The organism is Collinsella aerofaciens, from assembly GCF_028206795.1.
In the GTDB taxonomy this organism is placed as follows: domain Bacteria; phylum Actinomycetota; class Coriobacteriia; order Coriobacteriales; family Coriobacteriaceae; genus Collinsella; species Collinsella aerofaciens_AX.
The window spans coordinates 178570-198232 of the sequence record NZ_JAQLFJ010000005.1; the positions used below are offsets into that span (position 1 = coordinate 178570).

The 19663-nt window shown below is 59.5% G+C and carries 16 protein-coding genes; 7 read left to right on the top strand and 9 right to left on the bottom strand.

Annotated features, from left to right (window positions below; genetic code table 11):
* Positions 1-223 precede the first annotated feature (223 nt).
* The 3 genes from PMX70_RS05005 (at position 224) to PMX70_RS05015 (ending at position 2391) form a co-directional block, all read left to right on the top strand.
* Entirely contained in the window at positions 224-853 is a 630-nt protein-coding gene (locus PMX70_RS05005; RefSeq protein WP_271729437.1) for a class I SAM-dependent methyltransferase, read from the top strand.
* Positions 840-1445 (top strand): class I SAM-dependent methyltransferase, encoded by a 606-nt coding sequence (locus tag PMX70_RS05010; RefSeq protein WP_271743073.1) that lies wholly within the window; start codon positions 840-842, stop codon positions 1443-1445. Before PMX70_RS05005 ends, PMX70_RS05010 begins: the two co-directional genes overlap by 14 nt.
* A gap of 115 nt (positions 1446-1560) precedes the next feature.
* Positions 1561-2391, top strand: coding sequence for a class I SAM-dependent methyltransferase (locus PMX70_RS05015; protein WP_271740245.1), 831 nt, complete (start codon positions 1561-1563; stop codon positions 2389-2391).
* 95 nt (positions 2392-2486) lie between these two features.
* Here the strand turns inward: PMX70_RS05015 and PMX70_RS05020 are convergent, their stop codons facing one another.
* The 7 genes from PMX70_RS05020 to PMX70_RS05050 all read right to left on the bottom strand — a co-directional run bounded on the left by PMX70_RS05020 (position 2487) and on the right by PMX70_RS05050 (position 9982).
* Positions 2487-3371 carry an ROK family protein gene (locus PMX70_RS05020; RefSeq protein ID WP_271740246.1) on the bottom strand — a complete coding sequence of 295 codons (885 nt, stop codon included), beginning with the start codon at positions 3369-3371 and terminating at the stop codon, positions 2487-2489.
* A gap of 79 nt (positions 3372-3450) precedes the next feature.
* A complete protein-coding gene (locus PMX70_RS05025) occupies positions 3451-4575 on the bottom strand; it encodes a glycoside hydrolase family 172 protein (RefSeq protein ID WP_172676343.1) in 1125 nt (374 codons plus the stop codon).
* 12 nt (positions 4576-4587) lie between these two features.
* A complete protein-coding gene (locus PMX70_RS05030) occupies positions 4588-4986 on the bottom strand; it encodes a PTS sugar transporter subunit IIA (protein WP_055287011.1) in 399 nt (132 codons plus the stop codon).
* 26 nt (positions 4987-5012) lie between these two features.
* Entirely contained in the window at positions 5013-5846 is an 834-nt protein-coding gene (locus PMX70_RS05035; RefSeq protein ID WP_117680463.1) for a PTS system mannose/fructose/sorbose family transporter subunit IID, read from the bottom strand.
* 2 nt (positions 5847-5848) lie between these two features.
* Positions 5849-6634 carry a PTS mannose/fructose/sorbose/N-acetylgalactosamine transporter subunit IIC gene (locus PMX70_RS05040; RefSeq protein ID WP_271743074.1) on the bottom strand — a complete coding sequence of 262 codons (786 nt, stop codon included), beginning with the start codon at positions 6632-6634 and terminating at the stop codon, positions 5849-5851.
* 9 nt (positions 6635-6643) lie between these two features.
* The gene (locus PMX70_RS05045; RefSeq protein ID WP_117736586.1) at positions 6644-7117 is read right to left on the bottom strand and encodes a PTS sugar transporter subunit IIB; all 474 of its coding nucleotides are present in this window, start codon (positions 7115-7117) and stop codon (positions 6644-6646) included.
* 123 nt (positions 7118-7240) lie between these two features.
* Positions 7241-9982 (bottom strand): PRD domain-containing protein, encoded by a 2742-nt coding sequence (locus PMX70_RS05050; protein ID WP_271743075.1) that lies wholly within the window; start codon positions 9980-9982, stop codon positions 7241-7243.
* Between the two features lie 14 nt (positions 9983-9996).
* Here PMX70_RS05050 and PMX70_RS05055 point away from each other — a divergent pair, with 14 nt between their 5' ends.
* On the top strand, positions 9997-10467 hold the full coding sequence (locus PMX70_RS05055; RefSeq protein WP_271743076.1) for a hypothetical protein: 471 nt from the start codon (positions 9997-9999) through the stop codon (positions 10465-10467).
* 782 nt (positions 10468-11249) lie between these two features.
* Here the strand turns inward: PMX70_RS05055 and PMX70_RS05060 are convergent.
* Positions 11250-11417 (bottom strand): hypothetical protein, encoded by a 168-nt coding sequence (locus tag PMX70_RS05060; RefSeq protein WP_157966984.1) that lies wholly within the window; start codon positions 11415-11417, stop codon positions 11250-11252.
* Positions 11418-12254: 837 nt separating this feature from the next.
* Here PMX70_RS05060 and PMX70_RS05065 point away from each other — a divergent pair.
* The 3 genes from PMX70_RS05065 to PMX70_RS05075 all read left to right on the top strand — a co-directional run bounded on the left by PMX70_RS05065 (position 12255) and on the right by PMX70_RS05075 (position 17076).
* Positions 12255-13541 carry an MFS transporter gene (locus PMX70_RS05065; protein WP_051479427.1) on the top strand — a complete coding sequence of 429 codons (1287 nt, stop codon included), beginning with the start codon at positions 12255-12257 and terminating at the stop codon, positions 13539-13541.
* Between the two features lie 261 nt (positions 13542-13802).
* A complete protein-coding gene (gene abc-f / locus PMX70_RS05070) occupies positions 13803-15272 on the top strand; it encodes a ribosomal protection-like ABC-F family protein (protein WP_005987409.1) in 1470 nt (489 codons plus the stop codon).
* A 511-nt stretch (positions 15273-15783) separates the two neighbouring features.
* Complete coding sequence (locus tag PMX70_RS05075) at positions 15784-17076, top strand: IS30 family transposase (RefSeq protein ID WP_271743077.1); 1293 nt, start codon at positions 15784-15786, stop codon at positions 17074-17076.
* 254 nt (positions 17077-17330) lie between these two features.
* Here the strand turns inward: PMX70_RS05075 and tet(W) are convergent, their stop codons facing one another.
* Positions 17331-19250, bottom strand: coding sequence for a tetracycline resistance ribosomal protection protein Tet(W) (tet(W), locus tag PMX70_RS05080; protein ID WP_271743078.1), 1920 nt, complete (start codon positions 19248-19250; stop codon positions 17331-17333).
* Between the last annotated feature and the right edge of the window lie 413 nt (positions 19251-19663).

Here is a 19663-nt window from a genome sequence, read left to right on the forward strand (position 1 = left end):
GACTAGGGCCCTGGTGTAATTGGCTGGATCACCGTTCCGGGAACCGGTATCGACCTATCTGTCCGCCGAGCTCTTTCTTCAGCTCCAGCCTAGTATCTGACTCGCGCTGTTATAAGCAAAAACCGAAGAGATGCATCTTAGCCAAAAAAAAAGGTTAGCCTTATCTTACTGTATGATTCGTGTGTTATAGTTAGATGGCTCTAACTGTTTGGGGGCGATAGCCATGCACGAACGCAAGGGCTTCTGGGACAAGAATGCCGGTCGGTACGACCGTTTCATGCGAAAGGACCGGGCGGCGTATGAGAAGATGTATGGGCTGATCCGGCCGGTAGTGAAAGCAAAAACCGTACTGGAGGTTGCCACCGGCACGGGGCTTATCGCAAAGAGCATCGTGAATGCGGCGGCACACATCGAGGCTACGGACGCTTCTGCAAAGATGATCCTTGAAGCAAAACGGGACATTCAATCCGCAAAGCTGCACTTTTCCGTACAAGATATGTTCCACCTGCCCTATGCACAGAAGTCCTTCGAAGTGGTGATTGCGTCCAACGCGCTTCACATAGTGCCGCATCCGGAAAAGGCCCTGCAAGAAATCAGGCGGGTGCTGAAGGACGACGGCGTGCTCATCGCGCCAACCTTCACCCACGCGGAGAACTCGGTTTCCGGCAAGGCAAAAGCCTTTTTCATGAGTATGGCGGGATTCCCCCTCCACAGCAGGTGGACAAGCGAGGAATACCTACGTTTCCTGCGTCAAAACGGCTGGGCGGTGCAGAAAAGCGCGGTGTTGAAGGCCTCGTTCCCGTTGACCTATGCGGAATGCACAAAATCGGAGGGGGCAGATGTCGTTCTTTGAAAACACCCGCAAGCCCGTGGGCCTCGGCGGAAAACTTCTGGTTGCCATGATGAACCTGGGCCACAGCCCTGTGGCGCGGTGGGGACTTCGATTTCTACGACTTGCGCCAAATGCCAAGGTGCTGGATTGCGGCTGCGGCGGCGGGGCGAACATAAAACGGCTGCTGAAAAAATGCCCGCATGGCGTCGTCAAGGGCGTCGACTATTCGCCCGTCAGCGTGGAGAAGACTAGAAAGCTCAACCGAATTGCAATTCAGGAGGGGCGTTGCGCCGTTCTGCAAGGCAGTGTGGCGGATATGGTGTTTGAGGATAGCTACTTCGATGCCGCCACGGCCTTTGAGACCGTCTATTTTTGGCCTGATTTGCCCCGATGCTTCCGTGAGGTCTGGCGGACGCTGAAGCCAGGCGGGACAATTCTCATCTGCAACGAGAGCAATGGCGATACGGACAAGGACGAGAGGTGGACGCAGATCATCGGCGGCATGACCATCTACAAGGACATTGAATTAAAGGCATGTCTGGAACAGGCGGGTTTTCACGAGGTGCAGATACACAAAAAGAAAAAGTGGCTCTGCGTCACGGCGCGGAAGTAAGGGCATCAAGCACGGGTATTTTTGCATCCATCCTGCACATGGCGATAGGCATGACGGTCATAGCAGCTGTGCCGGCGGCAATTATGACAGTTTTTATTCACTGAGGAAGAAACCTATGAAATGTAAAATTGAGAAAAACACCGTTCAGGAGACGCTGATCCTCCCGCTGTATTCCCGGAAGCTGTGTACGGAGCTGTACCCGAACCTTTACAGGGATGAAACAGCGGTTCGTCTGCTCGACCAGATTGACTACGACTTTTCAGAGGCAGAGAAAAGCTCCCGCAGCCTGATGCAGCGTTTTGGTGCGCTCGAGGTGGCCACACGGCAGAGTGACCTTGCTTTCGAGGTGCAGGATTACCTGAAAGGCCACCCCAATGCGGCTGTGGTCAATCTGGGCTGCGGGCTGGACAACACCGGCAGAACCTGCGACAACGGTAGATGCAAGATCTACAATCTGGACTTCCCAGATGTGATTGCCTTGCGGCAGCAGCTGCTACCCGCCGAGGATCGAGAACAAAATATCCCCTGCGATCTGAAAGACACCGCATGGTTTAGCAAAATCGATGCCTCCGGCGGGGCGGTATTCTTTGCCTCCGGGGTGTTCTATTACTTTCTGACCCAGCAGGTCCGGGAACTGGTGCGGGGAATGGCAGACGCTTTCCCCGGCGGTGTGCTGGTCTTTGATGCTGCCAATCGGACGGCAGTAAAGATGATCGCAAAAACATGGCTTAAGACTGCAAAAATCAAGGATGTGGGGGCATATTTTGCGGTTTCGGATGCCGCCAAGGAAATCGGCACGTGGAACAGCCGTCTGCAGGTCACAAGCCGCGGCTATATGCTGGGTTACAACGATTTGAGAGACCCTTCTGTCAGCGGCTTTTTCCGGTTTCTCGCAAGGGTCGGTGACAACGGGATGAAAATGCAAATCGTGAAAATAAGATTTTAAGAGACAAAAATGCAAAAGACGAGCGCTTCTTGCCGCCCAATTGGCAAGAAGCGCTCGTCTTTTCTTAACGCGTTGTATGGCGGAGAGAGCGCAAGTTACGCGAGCGCCCTTCTTGCCAGCTCGGCCGCGCCAAGGATTCCCTGGTCGCCGCCGCAGCCCGGGGCGCAGATGTAGCTCTCTATGTCCTTAAGCTCGGCGGTCTGGATGTAGCCACCCAGATATTCGAGGGTCTTCTTGCGGACGATGCCGTAGAGCTGCTCCTGGTGCATCACGCCGCCGCCGAGGACGATACGGCGAGGCGAGTACATGAGCACGAGGTTCGCGCACATCTGCCCCAGATAATCCCCCTCGAGCGCCCACACCTCAGCGTTGTCCGCGAGCTCGGCCGCGGGCTTTCCCCAGCGCGCGGCGATGGCGGGGCCGGAGGCGAGGCCCTCGAGACAGCTCGCGTGGCTCGGGCAGACGCAGCGTCCCTCCTCGGTGGGACGGGTCCTTACCAGCATGTGGCCGGCCTCGGGGTGCAGCATGCCGTGAAGGAGCCTGCCCGCGCACATGACGCCCGCGCCCACGCCGGTGCCGATGGTCACGTAGACGGCGTCCTCGAGCCCCTTGCAGCAGCCGAAGACTACTTCGCCGAGGCAGGCAACGTTCACGTCCGTGTCGTAGGTCACCGGAATCCCGAGGGCGTCGGCGAACGCGGCGCGAAGACCATAGCCTCGCCACGCGAGCTTGGGCGTCTGGAGGATGGAACCGTAGCGCTCATCGTCGGGGTCGACGCAGGTCGGGCCGAAGGCGCCGATGCCCAACGCGTTCACATCGCGGGCGGTGAACCACTCGACCATCTGCGGGACGGTCTCGGCGGGCGTAAGCGTCGGGGTCTCCATACGGTCGAGAACCTCGCCGTCGCCGGACACCACGGCACAGACCATCTTGGTCCCGCCGGCCTCGAGGGCGCCGAGCCTCATTTGCTTTTCGCTCATGTGATCCTCCTTACAAAGGGGCGCCCGCAGTCATGGTCAACCGCGGGCGCCCATAACGTTGGCTTGTTTCGAGGCGACCCTACCTGGGCACGCGGTCCTGCCTTGCGGCAAACGGGGCGAGCACGGCGTGCGGCTCGCTTTGGTACCAGTAGGCGACGGTGGAGATGTCGTCCTCGCGCTCGTAGAGCTTGATGTCGTCGTTGCCGAGGTCCTGGAACGTCACGCGCAGGTCCTCCTTGAACGAGATCGGGTCGGGAAGGTGCCACCTGTAGAGGCCGTGCCTGGGCAGCGCGTCGTCGTTGGTCGCGAGCATCGGGTTCGGGTTCGGCTTGCCCGCGCTGAAGCGGTCGCGCGTGGCGTCGCGCGTCGAGCGGTACGGGTAGCCGGCGAACAGCGTGTTGAAGCACTGCGCCTCGGGCAGCGCATGGGGCGGCCTGTCGAGGAAGGCCCAGGCACCGCCGAAGTAGTCCTCGGCTCCCGTCGAGGTGACCGTGGGGAACTCCTCGTCGCCGTCGAGGAAGAACTTCATCTCACCCTCGCCCCACCAATAGCGCTCCAGGGCGCACAGGGCCATGTAGGTGCCGACGTAGTAGCCCTTACCGCGCACGCCGTCGAGCACGGTGTAGTCGACGCCCCTGCGGGTGCTGCGCTCGCGGTTAAAACGGGCGTGGAAGTACATGGCGTCGTCCGGCACGTCGGTGAGCGCGTAGTTGAACGTGTAGAAGATGTACTTAATGAACCCGGGGTGCTCGCTCGTAAGCGTGACCTTGGCGTGCTTCCTGAAAGGCATCTCGAAGTAGCAGTTCATGCCGCCCGTCGGGTTCACGCAGATGGGCATCGAGTTGACGATGGCGCGCTCACCGAAGCCGTTGCAGAAGAAGTCGCCGACAGGGCACTCGACCGAGGGGGTCTCCTCGTCGTCCCAGTAGAAGCGCAGCACGAGGTCGCGCATGACGAAGCTGCCGGCGGCGGTCTTGTCGGGGACGGTCATCCAGATGTGGCGGATGATGCCGGGGCCCTCGATGTCCGCGAGCGTGATGGTCTCGCCGGACTCAAGGGGCACGCAGCACGAGCCCTTGCGGCCGACGCCGAGGTGGCTGGCCGACATGGCGGCACGGCCCTTCTCGCCCGTGATGTTCTCGGGGGTGATGGCGCGGCTTTCCTCACCGCCGTGCATCCACACGTCCTTAAGGAACTCTCTCATCGTCGACCTCCTCTATTCGTCGTCTTCGCACTCGGCGGAACTGGCACCGTTCACGTAGACGATCTGCTGGCGCGCCTCGTCGACGAGGGCGTCGAAGTCGAGTTTCTCGTCGGGGCGCGCGAGCGCGACCGTCATGGCGAGCGGGAGGTTGACACCCGCGATCACGTGGATCCGGTCGGAGGCGAAGCGGGAGAAGCGCTGGTTCACGCTGCCGCCGAGCGCGTCGGTAAGGACGACGACCTCGTCAGTGCCCGAAAGCGCCGCCTCGACCGCCGCGTCGAGCCCCTCGCCGTTGTCGTTCACGTAGGCGCACACGGCGTTGACGGCGTCGCTCTTACCCGTAAGGAACTCGAGGGTGTCCTTGAAGCCCTGGGCGAGAAGGGAATGGCTCGCCACAACTATCTTTCTCATTGATTCACCAATCTCTTGGGTCGAAGCTAGGCGAGGATGCCGGCGGCGGAGGCGACCATCGCGAGGACGATCACCACGAGGATGAGGGCCGTCATGCTCGCGTTCTTCTTGGTAAGAAGGTAATACGCGCTTCCCGTGATGGCGGCGGGGATCATGGCAGGCAGGATCTTGTCGAGCAGCGGCTGAATCTCCATCGAGACGTCGCCGAAGCTGAAGCTAATCGGGCAGGTGACGCCGATGACCGAGGCGATGAGGCAGCCGACCACGGTGAGGCCGAGCACGGAGGCGGCGGCAGTGAGGTTGGGAAGCTTCTCGCTGAAGTCGGTGACGAGCTTCACGCCCTGCTTGTAGCCGAACTCGAGGGCGTGCATGCGGACCCAGAAGATGGCCAGGATGAGCGCGAACCAGATGCCGGCTCCCACGGGGTTGCCCTCGATGGCCATGTAGGCGGCGATGGAGCCCATGATGGTCGGGATCATGGTCATGAGCAGGGAGTCGCCGACGCCGGCGAGCGGTCCCATGGTGCCGATCTTCAGGTCTTGGACGGCGTCCGCCGCCGCTAGGCCGTCGCGTTCCTCCATGGCCACGCAGGCGCCAAGGATGATGGCGGCGAGCCAAGGCTGGGTGTTGTAGTAGCGGAAGTGGTTGTTGAGCGCTTGCTTATAGTCCTCGTCGTTCGTGTAGATCTTCCTCAGGACCGGCGAGAGGGCGTAGGCGACTGAGGCGCCCTGCTGGGTCTGGTAGTTGAAGGTGCACACGCTCATGAGCCAGCGCCAGTTCGCGTTGCGCAGGTCCTTCTTGGTGACCTTGTAGCCGGAGGGCTTGCCCTCGGCGACGGCGGTGATGTTCTCGTTTTCCATGGTTACTCATCCTCTCCGATGAAGGCGTCTGCGGAAGCGTGGGCGGCGAGCTCGGTGTCCCTCTCGGCACGCTGGTAGAACGCGATCGCGAGGGCAACGCCGACGATGGCGGCGCCGATGATGGGCACGTTCAGGAAGGCCGAGAGGAAGAAGCCGGCGAGCAGGTACTGGAAGTACTTGCCAGTGGGCATGTAACGCAGCAGCATCGCGATGCCGACGGCCGGGAGCATCTTGCCGGCGAGGGTGAGGCCGGAAAGGAACCACTGGGGCATAACCTCGAGGAGCCAGTTGACGGCGGGCTGGCCGAGGGTCACGGAGACAAAGACGGGCAGGGCGGCACACAGGCCGAAGAGCGCGGGGCAGACCCACAGGATGGCGTTCATCTGCTTGAACTTGCCCTCGTCGCAGAACTTCTGGGACTTCTCGACGACGAAGCCGTTGAGGATCTTGACGATGACGTCGAGCTGGATGCCGAGCATGCCGACCGGCAGGCCGATGGCGAGGCCCGTGTCGGAGCCCAGGGTCACGCCGTAGGCGGTGGCGATGATGGCCATCGTGCCGTAGTCGGGAATCGACGAGCCGCCGAAGCCCGCGACGCCGAGCTGCATGAGCTGGATGGTGCCGCCGATGACGAGGCCGGTCTGCCAGTCGCCCATGACGACGCCGGTGATAAGGCCCCAGAAGACGGCATAGTTGACGAAGATCATCGGGATGCCGTAGTAGTCCACGTGCTTGATGAAGGCCAGCAGGGTCAAAAGGACGACCTGCAGGATAGTGAAGTTGACCATGATCCCTCCTTAGATGAGGTCGGCGACGGAGACGGGCTTGTCGGCGGGCACGAACTGTGCCGTCACCTTGACGCCGCGGGCGATGAGCGCCTTGTAGCTCTGGACGTTCTCGGCGGAGGCATAGGCGCGCTGGGTGAGCTGGACGCCGCCCTCCTTGACAAGAGAGCCGCCGACGATCAGCGACGGGAGCTCGATGCCCGACTCGACCAGGTGAAGGATCGTCTCGGGCTCCTTGGCGATGACAAAGACCTTCTCGCGGTCGTACTTGCCCGCCGCGAAGTTCTTGAGCGCGGTCTCCTCGGAGATGATCGAGACGGCCATGCCCGCGGGGCGCGCCATCCTCATAGTGGACTTCAGGACCTCGTCGCCGGCGACCTTGTCGTCGATGACCATGACTCGGGTCGCGCCCGACACCGGGGCCCACTGCGTCACGATGATGCCGTGAAGCAGGCGATTGTCGATTCGTGCCATAACAACACTCATGTTTGCTCCTATCAAATGAAGTTTTACGTTCGGTACTGCCTCGGCGCTATCCGGATTCGCGCCGGGCAAGGGGTTATCGGATTATTGAGGACGCGCGGTCAGCTTGCGGCGGCGCGGGGAAGGTCACTCGTCGAGCAGGAGGTTCGAGGAGCCGAGGCGCTCTTCTCGCGCCGGGGCGGCGCTCACGCTGATGTAGTCGAAGACATATGCGATCTCGCTTACGGGAACCTCTACGCGATAGCGCGTCGAGATACTCGAGAAGCTCTGCCTGAAGGACTCGATGAAATCGGCACGCTCCTCCTCGAAGCAGTCCTGGCCAACGTAGGTCTCAATGGGGTTTCTGGTAACAAGGCGCTCGACGAGACAGCAGAGGTGGACGTAGAGCCCAATGATGGCGTTGCTGCCGATCTTCTCGCCTGTCCTGCGCTGAAGCTCGTGCACGGCGCTCTCGATCTCGTGGAATAGCCGCTCCGGGTCGAGGATGGTGATGGAGCGGATGACGTTCTGCAGCGTCATGTTCGAGAGCAGCTTCTCGTGGAAAGAAGAGAGCTCGGAAGCGTCAAGCCACCTGCCGAACACGACATCGACCTTAGAGGCGGACGCCGTCGACATGATGTCCTCGAGGGCGACGAAGGGGATGGAGGCGACCCCGGGGTCTCCCGTGCCGATGACGGCGCAGACGCGGTGCTCGGAGAAAACGGCGTCGTTCGACCCGTTCGCGACAAGCTGCTTGAAGGGCCTCGTGAGCAGGCGCGCGCCTATGGTGCGCGGGAGGCTCTGCGAGACGAGCTGGCGTATCCTCTCCGCGGCGTCGACCCCGGACTCGGAGCAGAAGACGATGGCGTCCTCACGGTTGATGCGCTCGATCACCTTGCAGTGCGTCACGCACGCGGCGGTCGCATCGCCAAGAACCTCGGCGATGGACTTGCCGCCGAGCAGCCCGACCCCGATCTCGAGCGCAAGACCGGTAGAGACGTTGTTCACCACGCCGATAGTGGAGTCGGTAACGTTCTCGAGGGCCTTATAGGCCTCCTCCAAGGAGCCCATGTCGACGAGGAACACGACCCCGGTGCAGTAGGAATGGCGGTCGACGAGGCGCTGGAGCGGACCGACGATGTCCTTCAGCTGCTGGTCGTAGGGCATGTCGACCGCCTCGTACACATGCATGCCGAGCATACGGTTCGCCGCGTCGGCGATGCTCGTCGCCGTTGAGTAGCCGTGGGACAAGATGACGCAGAGCGTCCGAAGGGCCTTCGCGTCGCGAGACTCCGATGCGACGCACAGCGTCAGAAGCGTCTTCGTGAAGTGATCGAGCGAGATTCCCAGCGCCCCTTCCACGTCTGCGGCGACCTGATCGGAGACGCTCGAGGCAAACGGTAATTCGGAGGTCACGGCACCGAGGAGATGGGAGATTTGCTCCGCACAGGCAGACTTTCGCTTAGCCAGGCCGATGCCCGGCCACAACTGCAGGCAAATCTCCTGGGCCAGCAGAAAAGCGACCTTCCTCGAAAGCTCGATGCCATAAGAAGAGCCTGCGTCGGCAAGGACCGCGCCCACGATGCGCTCGAAGGCGCGCGACCTCGAGGAGGTAACGCCGCGGCCGAAGATCAAGTGATCCTCAACGCCGCGCACAGCGGAGACAGCTTGCGAGACGAGCTCGGAGACAGAGAGCTCCCCGGCGCAGAATCGCTCATCGAGAGAGCACAGGGCATCGAGCGCCTGCTCGACCGGCCCTGTGCTCTCGGCGGCATCCAGGGACGCGTCGATCAGAACGCCATCGTCGGGCTGTTGATCGATCTGCGCGGAGGAGAGGAGCCCGCTGGGAAGAAGATACGGGCGAACGACGACGTAGTCGCCCTCGCGATTGAGGAACGCTTTGGCGCAGCAGTTCGTCACGCAGGCGCGCAAGCCGGCGATGTTATCGGAAAAGTCCGCGTTCACGAGGCAACGGTATGCGCCGCGGCTAATCTTCACATCAGAACCGATTCGGCACCCCTCGCTGCGCAGGAAGCTCAAGATGAGATCCTCGCGCTCCTCGGGGGTCCGCTCCTTGAGTGAGGGGACGCGGGCACAGATGGGCATTTTGCTGTAGGCCGAGGAAACCTTCAGGTCATCGGCGGAAAGCGTCGTCGAAAGAACGAGGCGAGCGCGCGGCGCATCCTGGGAGGCATCGAGCCCGAGGGCCGTCGCAAGGCAGTGCTCCATCGCAGAGGGAGAGAGTGCCTCGATGCCGTTGACAAAAACCACACCCCCGCGCGATTTCGCGATCGACTCGTCAAGAAGCCCGTTGAACGAGGCGGCGTCCGGGACCCCGGCGCAGTCGATGCGCACATAGGAGGAGTCGCGGGACAGCAAGCCCTGGTTCTTGCCGTACTCGTACACAAGACGAGAAAGGAAAGACTTGCCGACACCCACGCCGCCGCTCAAGAGGATGGGCAGGCCAAACGGAGGGTACTGAACCGCAGCCTTGCACTGCTCGACAACGGAGCTGAGGCTCAGGTCAAAGCCCACGGCACGCGCGAAGTCACGGTGATCGGCGATTCCCGTCGCCTGGATGAGGTCGGCGAGCGAGGCGTACTCGCTTGCAGAGAGCTTTACCTGAAAACGCTTCTGGAACGCGCGGCGATGAAAATAACGGACAGGCCTGCCCGCCACCTTAACCACAAGGCCGGCGCGAACAAGGTCGTTGAGGTACTGGCTCGCCAGACTCCTGGAGATGATGAGCGTCTCGGCGATGTCGGAGGTGGACAGACGGGCAAGGTCGTCGAGCGAGACGGCAGAGGTGAGGGCCTCGAGATGCTCGAGAATCCTGTCCCTCATGTCGACGGGCTTCTTTGCCAAGCTGTCCTGTGCGGTCTTGTCCATGACTTCTTACCTCCTTGTACAAGGAGTATAAGGGGAACACAGAGAACGGAAGGGGGCGCGTGGGGGAATCAACAGCCCCGAGGAGAAGTTCACCACTTGAGGGGCAGAAAACAACGGCCATTGAACATTCAGGGCCGACGCTCAACACTTCGGCTCGACACTTCGCTTTGGAAAGGGCCCTGCGCGATGGTACAGCCCTCCATCTCGCAGCACAGGTCGCCGAAGGTCGCGAGGATGCGCTCCTTCTGTTCCGTGGGCGAGACGGCTCGGTGGGCAAGGTCCTCTCAAAAGGAGTCGTTCGACGCCGCAAGACCTCGATGACCGACTACTGCCTCGAGCAAGTGGCGGATTACCTCTGCACCATCGAACTTGCCTTGGTCAAGTGCGAAGCCAAGGAGAACGGTGAGACGTACAACAAGTTCTTCGGAGGTATAGGCTCTTTCAAGAGGAACTGGCTCAAGCAAGCCCGCAGCAAGCGGATATAGCTGGTCTCGCGGTTTCGCAAGGAACGGTCAGTTCCCCTCTGGCGAGGAACCCCGGGCGACGTGCTTCGAGCAGCGGAAGCTGAAGCGCAAGCAGAAGCAGCGCGGGCATTGATCGGTGCCGACATGGGCCCAGACGTGAACAGTGCTACGTCCCCTGTTCACGGGGCGCGAAACCGCAAAGGTTGCACAGAGGTTGCAAAATAAGAAGCCCCCGACCTGTTTTCGCAGGTCAGAGGCTTGAAATCAACGAATATCGTTTATTCCCACTCGGTGGTTATAGTTTTGCCGTCTCGTCACTCCAGTTGCACCCAGTTTTCGGCGGCATCTCGAAGTGAGTGCCGCTGAATGACGCGACGTCGCGTTTCATCGGCTTCGGGGACAAAAGCTGGGACAACTTCAAAAACCATTTTCAAACTCAGAGTATTGAGTTTTTATTTTTGTCCCAAGGGGCACGGAGAGCCGCCTTTGGAGGCTCGATATCGCCGAAAAACGCCCGTTTTGAAACTCAACCGCCTTTGAGCCTGCAAACCACCAGCTTCAACAGTAAGTGAGTCGACGCGGGTGGCTTACGAGCCGTTCACAAAACCGCAGGCCACAGGTCTTTGTCAACGATAAGCAAAGTGAATAGTCTCAGGTGGCTTGCCCATGAGTTGGCGTAAGCCTGTTTAGCAAAAGGCTAATCGGACACGACAGGCCGCCCGCATGGCGACGGCGTTTCCCGTGCGGGCACAAACAGCCCTGCGTGCCCTGTCGCGCGATATCCCAATGCGACGTTCAGAACCCTACCCGCCAAGCAGCCACCTCGCGAAATTCAGCACGAGCACGCCCTCCCGGGTATGGGGCTCATGCCTCGTGCGAGTGATGAGAATCTTCGGGAATGCATCCCCGATGGATAGAATCGGCGCAATCTCCCTCTCGAGCGTCGAATCGGCGCCGATATCGTCGCTCACATACACTTTCCTTCCCGGTTTCGAAACTTGGAAGGCAGTATGCGCAAGGATGCGTCGAGGTGCGATCCCAGTCGTACCATGCCAGCAGAGATGTCGAGGCACATTCGTTCATGCTGCAATGCGGGCATCGGAGATGAAAAACAGCCCGTCGGGTAGTCATGGGCGTGCGGGAGCCCGCATCAGTAACCTGCCTCCTCGGTTGTCCCTTCTTTGCATGGTCGTCTACATAAAGGAGGAACCAGCCATGCAGATCAGCATGCTTGCCCTTCTTGGGTCACGGACCGGGGAGGCGAGGGCCTCCGTCGGGACCGCCCCGAGCAACCGGCATATCCAAGGAATGACAAGGCTCGATCGCTGTGCTGGTCAGGATGCCGAAGCGGGCCGTCCGCCAATCGGAATGCGGGTCAGGATGCTGCAACGTGATTCCAGCTGCAGGATACGGCTCCTTTGCGGTTGCCGCAAAACCTGCTGGCAACATTCTTACTATCCGAATGATGTACGCATCCCTTGGGATCGTTTCGCCTGACCAGGGCCATCTTCAGCGCCTCATCGGCCAGCTCGGCAGGCGCCTCTTCCACGCGTAATAGCCCTGGCGGGTCACCTATGCAACCAAAGATACAAAAGGAATCGAATGGCCAGAGAGGATTGCCCTTTCCGATGGTCGATTCTTGACAGGCAAACTCAAGCCTCGTTAATATTACATGGTTTGCCAGACCGAATTAACAAAGGAGGGGTGTCGTGGTTGGTCTTTTCCGCACGTGGATGAGCGCCTAGAAAGCGGCGCTGTTGTGGCGTCGCGCTGTTTTTCTGCACGCCATTTCACGATTGGACATAACCATGATATTTGAAACCTCTCGGCGCAGGTCTGTTTCGCTGTGCCATTCATGGCAATTTAAGATTTGTTTCGTATGGGGCGGGGAGCTCGTGTCGACATTGACGAGCTTGATTCTCCAAATGGGTCTCATTTGGCATATCGCCCTCACGACAGAATCATCTTCCCTCCTCTCCCTGGCATCGTTAGCAGGCTTTCTGCCGATTGCTTTGTTCGGAGTCCTTGCGGGCGCCGTTGTCGACAGGCTGCCTTTGAAACGTGTTCTCATCGGCGCCGACCTCTTCGTTGCCGCGGTGGGCGCCGCCTTGGCGATTGCCTCGTTGGCCGGCAGCTTACCTGCGTGGTCAATACTCATCGCCCTGTTTCTCCGCGCAGCTGGCACTTCGTTCTACACGCCGGCCTCCCAATCCCTCACGCCCCATCTCGCCCCGCCAGAGCATCTCGTTCGCCTATCGGGAGTGATGCAGGCGATTCAGTCCGCCGGATACATTCTTGGCGCCGCGCTCGCGGCAGTGATTTATCCTGTGGCGGGCATTACCGCCATGATTGCCCTCGACGTGCTGGGGGCGCTTTTCGCTTCTCTAGCTGTCCTCGCCGCTCAGATAGACGCAGGAGGACTCGACGAAGCCGACCGCAGCTCGTCCTTTTCCAATAAAGTTCGAGAACTTTTCTCTGAGATTTCGGACGGCTACAAGCTGATCAGGGGATACAGGGGGCTGTTCGCCCTTCTTTGGTGCGGGTTCGTCTTCGCTTTCGCGTTCTCCCCACTCGCGGCATTGTTCCCAATAATGACCTTGGGACATTTTGGCGGTAGCACGGGGGATGCTGCTTTGGTGGAGGTCCTTTTCTCCGCAGGCATGCTGGCTGGGTCCGGCATTTTGGCGGCCACGGGAGGGTTCCGCAATAGGTCGCTCACCATGGTCGCCGCGATCGCCGGCTTCGGCGTCGTCGCAATCGCATCCGGATTGATCGGCCCGTCGCTGTTCGCCGTTTTCCTACCGGCGAGCTTTCTTATGGGCGCATGCTCCCCGTTGTACGCGGGAACCCAGACTGCCCTTATGCAGGAGCAGATACCTCCTGAGTACCTAGGCCGCGTTTTCGGCCTCTACGGAACCATCATGGCGTGGGCCATGCCCATGGGCCTCGCGGCCCCCTCCGTTTTTGCGGATCTGCTTGGAGCTCCGTTATGGTTCGTCGGCTCTGGAGCGACCATGGTACTGCTTGCGATGGCTATGCTGCTTGCTCCGAGCGTCCGAAACGTGGGGAAAAGAGATACCGGGCGGATTCAATAGCCCAAGTATTCGAAAAAAAGAGGCGGCAGCCATCGGTTCACGCGTCAGCCTTCAAGCCCTTGCGACGACGAGGTATTGCGCCGACATCCCACATCGCGCTCCTTATTCGTCGCCAACTATCATTTTCGGATTTGCCGGCTTGCGCAAGGTCAAAACGCTCGCGCCGGCAATTGGGCAAAGGCGAAAAATCGACGTGAGCAATCTTTTTTGGCATGGCTGCGCTTCCAGTAAAAGGCTAATACACAAAAGGCGGTTCAACCTATGGAACTCATAGTCAAAGCTAAAGACATCTTTTTGGAATATGCCGGCCGCGATATCCTGGATATCGAAGAGTTGGAAATCTACTCCTACGATCGCATCGGCTTGGTGGGAGACAATGGCGCAGGCAAAACCAGCCTGCTTAAAATTCTGAGCGGCAATCTTACCATTGCGGACGCCGACGTCAGGCGCTTCGGCAGCATTGCCCTCATCGGCCAACTCGATGAACTCGACCTTGATGCGGCTCAGGACAGTGGTGAGATGCTCTCCCGTCTCAACGTCGCCGGAGTGGCGCAGGAGACGATGAGCGGCGGGGAGGAAACACGCGCCAAGATTGCCTCTGCACTCTCCCAGCATGCAAGCGCGATCTTCGCCGACGAGCCTACGAGCCACCTCGACCAAGACGGCATCCGCCTTCTCGTCGGACAACTCAAGGCATTTGATGGGGCTCTGCTCATCGTGAGCCATGACCGTCATTTTCTCGACCAGGTGGTAGACAAGATCTGGGAGCTCAAAGACGGCGGTATTTCCGAATTCTGGGGTGACTACTCCGACTATCTGCGACAGAAAGAAGAAGAGCGCAAAGCTCAGGCGACTCGATACGAAGAGGCGATGCGCGAGCGCGATCGCCTCGAAGCCGCCATCGAAAAACAACGGAAAAAAGCACGGCAGGTCGACGCCAAGCGGAAGGCTGCGAAAAAAAGCAACGAGTATGCAGGTCGATTGGGGCATCAGAAAGCAACCGGCACCAAACAGAAGAGGATGTACCAGGCGGCTAAGGACATGGAGAAGCGCCTCGAAGCGCTCGAAGGGATTGAGGCCCCAGATAGCATTCGCGCCGTGCGGTTCCGCCAGAGCAAGGCCCTGGAACTGCATAGTAAATTTCCCATCTCGGCAGACGATTTCAGCTTGAGCTTCGGCAACTGCATGCTCTATGACCACGCGAAATTCGAGATACCGCTCGGTGCCAAAGTGGCCATCACCGGTGGCAACGGTACAGGAAAGACCAGCCTGCTGAAGGCAATCGCTCGACGCGCCGACGGTATCAACATCTCTCCCAAGGCAGAGATCGGTTACTTCGAGCAAACAGGCTACAAGTTCGACGCCCGTCAGTCTGCGATCTCGTTCATGCAGGATGGTTGCGAGTACAGCATGACCGAAATTCGAGGCATCCTCGCCTCTATGGGAATCGGACCGCGCGACCTGACAAAGGACGTTGGCGTTCTCTCGGGAGGCGAAGTCATCAAGCTGCTACTCGCGAAGATGCTGCTGGGCAGATACAACATCTTGCTCATGGACGAGCCTGGAAATTACCTGGACATCAAGAGCGCCGAAGCCCTCGAGCAGATGATGAGCGCCTATGCCGGAACGATAGTGTTCGTCTCCCACGATAAGAGGCTGGTCGAGAACGTCGCAGACATTGTCTACGAAATAAAGGACACCAAGCTAGTCAAAATCTTTCAGCGCGAATAGCCCTAAATGAGCAAGAAATAATCCCCGAACGGAGACAAGGGAGTAAAACGGCAAAGAAAGAGCCTCCGTCCCAACGCAGGGAACGGAGGCTCTTTAATCGCTTTTACTCATCTCCGTCGCTGGTGGCTTTGTCATGACTCTCGTACGAAACGAAACTCAGCGGCATAGTGCGGCACTCAAAATCGCAGGTCAGAACCCTGTCGTCCTACTCCCACTCGACAAATTCAAGTATATGAGGAAGTATTTCTCTTGAATTTACAGGTAAAATATTCGCAAATTTGCAATATTTTACCTGCTATTTTCGGCTGTCAATTTTCTTAGTATCAAAATAGTATCACAAGAGGCTGGAAAATGCAACAGAATTATGTGGAGCTCTACATAATTCTGTAACCTCCTTGAACATCAACTTTATCCGAACACCTCCCACATTCATCCGTACATGTGCGGATGAATGTGGGAACCCGATACCCTGAGGGCCGGATCGGCCGGCCCCGGGAGATCGGAGGACGGCATGTCCGGAAAGAAGAAAAGTGGCTCCGCAAGGGCGGTCCCGAGGGCCTACGGAAGGCTCACGAGGCACGAGCGGGACACGGTCCAGAGGATGCTGGAGCGCAGGGCGTCGTGCAGGGAGATCGCGAGGGAGCTGGGCAGGTCGCCCTCGACGGTGAGCGCCGAGGTGGCGTCGCACAGGTTCGTGACGGCGCCGAAGGCCAGGCGCGGCGAGCGCGTGGACGCCTCCGCCGACCTGTCGGCGGCCTGCCCGCGCCTGGCGGCGTGGCCGCGATGCTGCAACGGCTGCGGCCGGTACCGCGCGATCGGCTGCAAGCGCCGCCCCCACGTCTTCTACGAGGCCCGGGCCGCGCAGCTGTGCGCCGACTCGGTCCTCGTCTCGTCCAGGCGCGGGATAGACGCCGACGAGCCCGCCGCGGCGGCCAGGCTGGAGGCGATAAGGGACTGCCTGCGCCGGGGGCTGTCGCCCGAGCAGATGGCGGCGCGCAACGGCGGCCCGGTGGACCTGTCGCCGTCGACCATCTACCGCTGGGTCTCGGCGGGCTACGACGGCATGACCAACATGGAGCTCAGGCGCAAGGTCGGCTACAGGCCGAGGAAGCGCGCCGCGGGCCGGGCGGCGACCCGCCACTCCGCCCGCAGGTCGCATGCCGCGTTCCTCGCCCTCGGGGAGGACGCGTGCGCCGCGGCCTGGGAGATGGACACCGTCGAGGGGGCCCGGGAGGACTCCGCCTGCCTGCTCACGCTGCTGCACCGCCCCAGCAGGCTCCAGCTCGCGCTGCCGCTGGAGGAGAAGACCGCCGGGTGCGTCGCGGGCGCCCTGGAGGGCGTCCGGGCCATCCTCGGCGCCGACGGGACGCGCCGCGTGTTCCGCGCCGTCCTCACCGACAACGGCGCCGAGTTCTCCGACGAGGCGGCGATCGCGGCGCTGCTCGGCGAGGGGCCGGGCGAGACGAGGCTGTTCTACTGCGACCCCAGGCGCAGCGACCAGAAGGGCGCCTGCGAGCGCAACCACGTCGAGATCAGGAAGCTGCTGCCCAAGGGCGCCGGAATCAGGTTCGACCGGCTCGCCCCGGCCGACCTGGCGCTGGCCATGTCGCACGTGAACTCCGAGCCCCGCGGCGCGCTCGGCTTCGCGACGCCCGCGCGCGCCTTCAGGGCGATGCTCGGGGAGGACGCGGCGGCGCTGCTGGACGCCTACGGCGTGGGGGACGTGCCCATCGGGGAACTCGACCTGACGCCGGGGCTCATCGAGAGGGCGCGCGCAGAGAGGGGCGATGCCCCGCTGGCCTAGCCTAGGAGAAAAAACGGAATAGACGGACCGACCGTCCGGCTGAGTCTGGGAAGAGGTGCCGGGCGGCGTCGTGCATGGCCACCGGACCCATCGAAACACATCTCCACCATTCCTTCAACTGGGAAAATGGCGCCCCCGGGTCCCGGATAGGACCTCGGGGGCGTTCGGTTAACTGCGGGAGCGTGCCATCAGCTCAATGTGTTCGGTTGAGATCGGAAATCAACCAATTCTGTAACCTTCTTTGCTGTGGTGTATCAAGTAATCTTACTGAACATATGGCGCACCTTGTCCAGGCGGCTGTTTGGACGGCGGGGCTGGATGACCGGCTCGCCGACAGCGGCCTGATACCCTTTCAGTTCTGTAAGACATACGCTCCGCCCGTTGGTGTAAAAGGCCAGATCAGTACGGTATGCCTGTATACAGCGGGCGGGAATTTCGCCAGTAAAGACAACTTCATCCTTTTTTACCTGGGCCGTTTCGATAGCGGCACAGTATTTTGGCGCATCATGATAAGCCCTGGAAAGGTATTCCCGGGGCGCATAGAGGGTGAAGGAGAGATAAGGTTCCAGCAGTTGCGTCCCTGATTCCTTCAATGCCTGTTCCAATACAATCGGGGCCAATGAGCGGAAGTCCGCCGGCGTGCTGACCGGACTGTAATAAAGCCCGTATTCAAAGCAAATCTTACAGTCCGTTACGTTCCAGCCGAACAAGCCCTGCTCCAGCCCGTAACGGATACCATCCCTGACAGCGTTTTGAAAACTCTGGTTCAAGTATCCCAGCGAAACCCGGCTCTCGTATTGTACACCGGAGCCAAGCGGGAGTGGTGTAACAGACAGTCCGATGGATGCCCAAAACGGGTTGGGCGGCACCTCGATATGGATGGTGTGGCTGGCTGCTTTGAGCGGCCGCTCCATATAAATGACGGTGGGTTCCTTTACCACTGTTTCAAGCTTGTATTTTTCCGACAGCAAAGCGGAAACAACCTCCAACTGCACCCGGCCCAAAAAAGAAAGAATGATCTCATGGGTGATGGAATCCACCTCGCAGCGCAAAAGCGGGTCAGTATCCGCAAGTTGCGTAAGAGCGTCCAGCAGCCGTTCTCTTTGCGCTGCCGTTTTCGGCGCAATCGACGTCCGCAGCATGGGGAGGGGGTCCTCACGCCACCTTTTACGAGGGAGCCGGGTTGGGTCCCCTAATACATCGTTTAACCTCACGCTGTCGCTGGGAAGGATAACAATTTCACCCGGATAAGCGGTGTCTGTCCGAACAATTTCCCCTTTGGATGGAATACGCATCTCTGTGATTTTCAGCTTTTCTCTCCCGGCCAGAGCCACCGTATCCCGCAGGCGCAGCGTTCCGCTGTATAGCCGCAAATAGATGAGCCGCTGGCCACAATCTGTATACTCCACCTTGAAAACGCTGCCGCATAGGGCGTCGCTCCCCTGTTCCCCAATCGGTTGGAACAGCCCTGTCACCGCATCCATCAACGGTTGAATGCCAAGGCCCTTTTTGGCGCTGCCATGATAGACCGGGAACAGGGAGGCGTCTTGAACCCGCCGCTGTTCCTCCTGCGCAAGTTCTTCCCGGCTGATTGGTTCTCCTGCGATATACTTTTCCAATAATTCATCGTTATTTTCGATGACCGCATCCCATGCTTCTATGTCGGTATTTTCCTCCAGGACTATTTCCGGGGACAGCGACACCGTCTGCTTGATGATAATATCGGCGGAGAGCTTATCCCGAACAGACTGATACACGCCCTGCAAATCAACGCCAGCCTGGTCGATCTTATTGATAAAGATAACGGTGGGAATGTCCATTTTCCGCAGGGCATGGAACAGAATACGGGTCTGGGCCTGCACACCATCTTTAGCGGAGATCACCAAGATGGCCCCATCTAAAACAGCCAAAGAGCGGTACACCTCCGCCAAAAAATCCATGTGGCCGGGCGTATCCACAATGTTGACTTTACATCTGTGCCACTGGAAGGAAGTGACTGCCGCTTGAATGGTAATCCCACGCTGCCGCTCCAAAAGCATGGTGTCCGTCCTCGTTGTCCCTTTTTCGACGCTCCCCGGTTCTGAAATGGCTCCGCTGGCATATAGCAGGCTCTCCGTCAAGGTTGTCTTTCCAGCGTCTACATGGGCAAGAATCCCGATATTGATAATGTTCATGTCTATCCTCCATACAAGGCCCAAATGGGCGCAAAAATCCCCAGCGGCTAATACTTTTACCGCTGGGGATCATGACTTCGGACAAACAGAAGTATGACGGCTTACATGAGCCGCTGTCCGTCACGATATTTACTAAAAAGGCAAAAGTATTCTTAAATTGGGTACAAAAACTAAGCCCCTGCAAGGGGCAATCATTTTTGCGCCCATTATCAAATTTTATTTAAGAATAACTTGCCGCATATTTGGTAGACTCCTCAAATCAAGATAATAGCAGTATATCATAGTACACTCTAAAAAACAAGAAATTATTTTACCCGATTCCCCAAATAAATCAGGCCTTGATTATCATTTTCATTGCAACAGCCTCAGGACTCAGCGCAACGCGTTGCGCTGAGTCCTGAGGCGCGAATCCG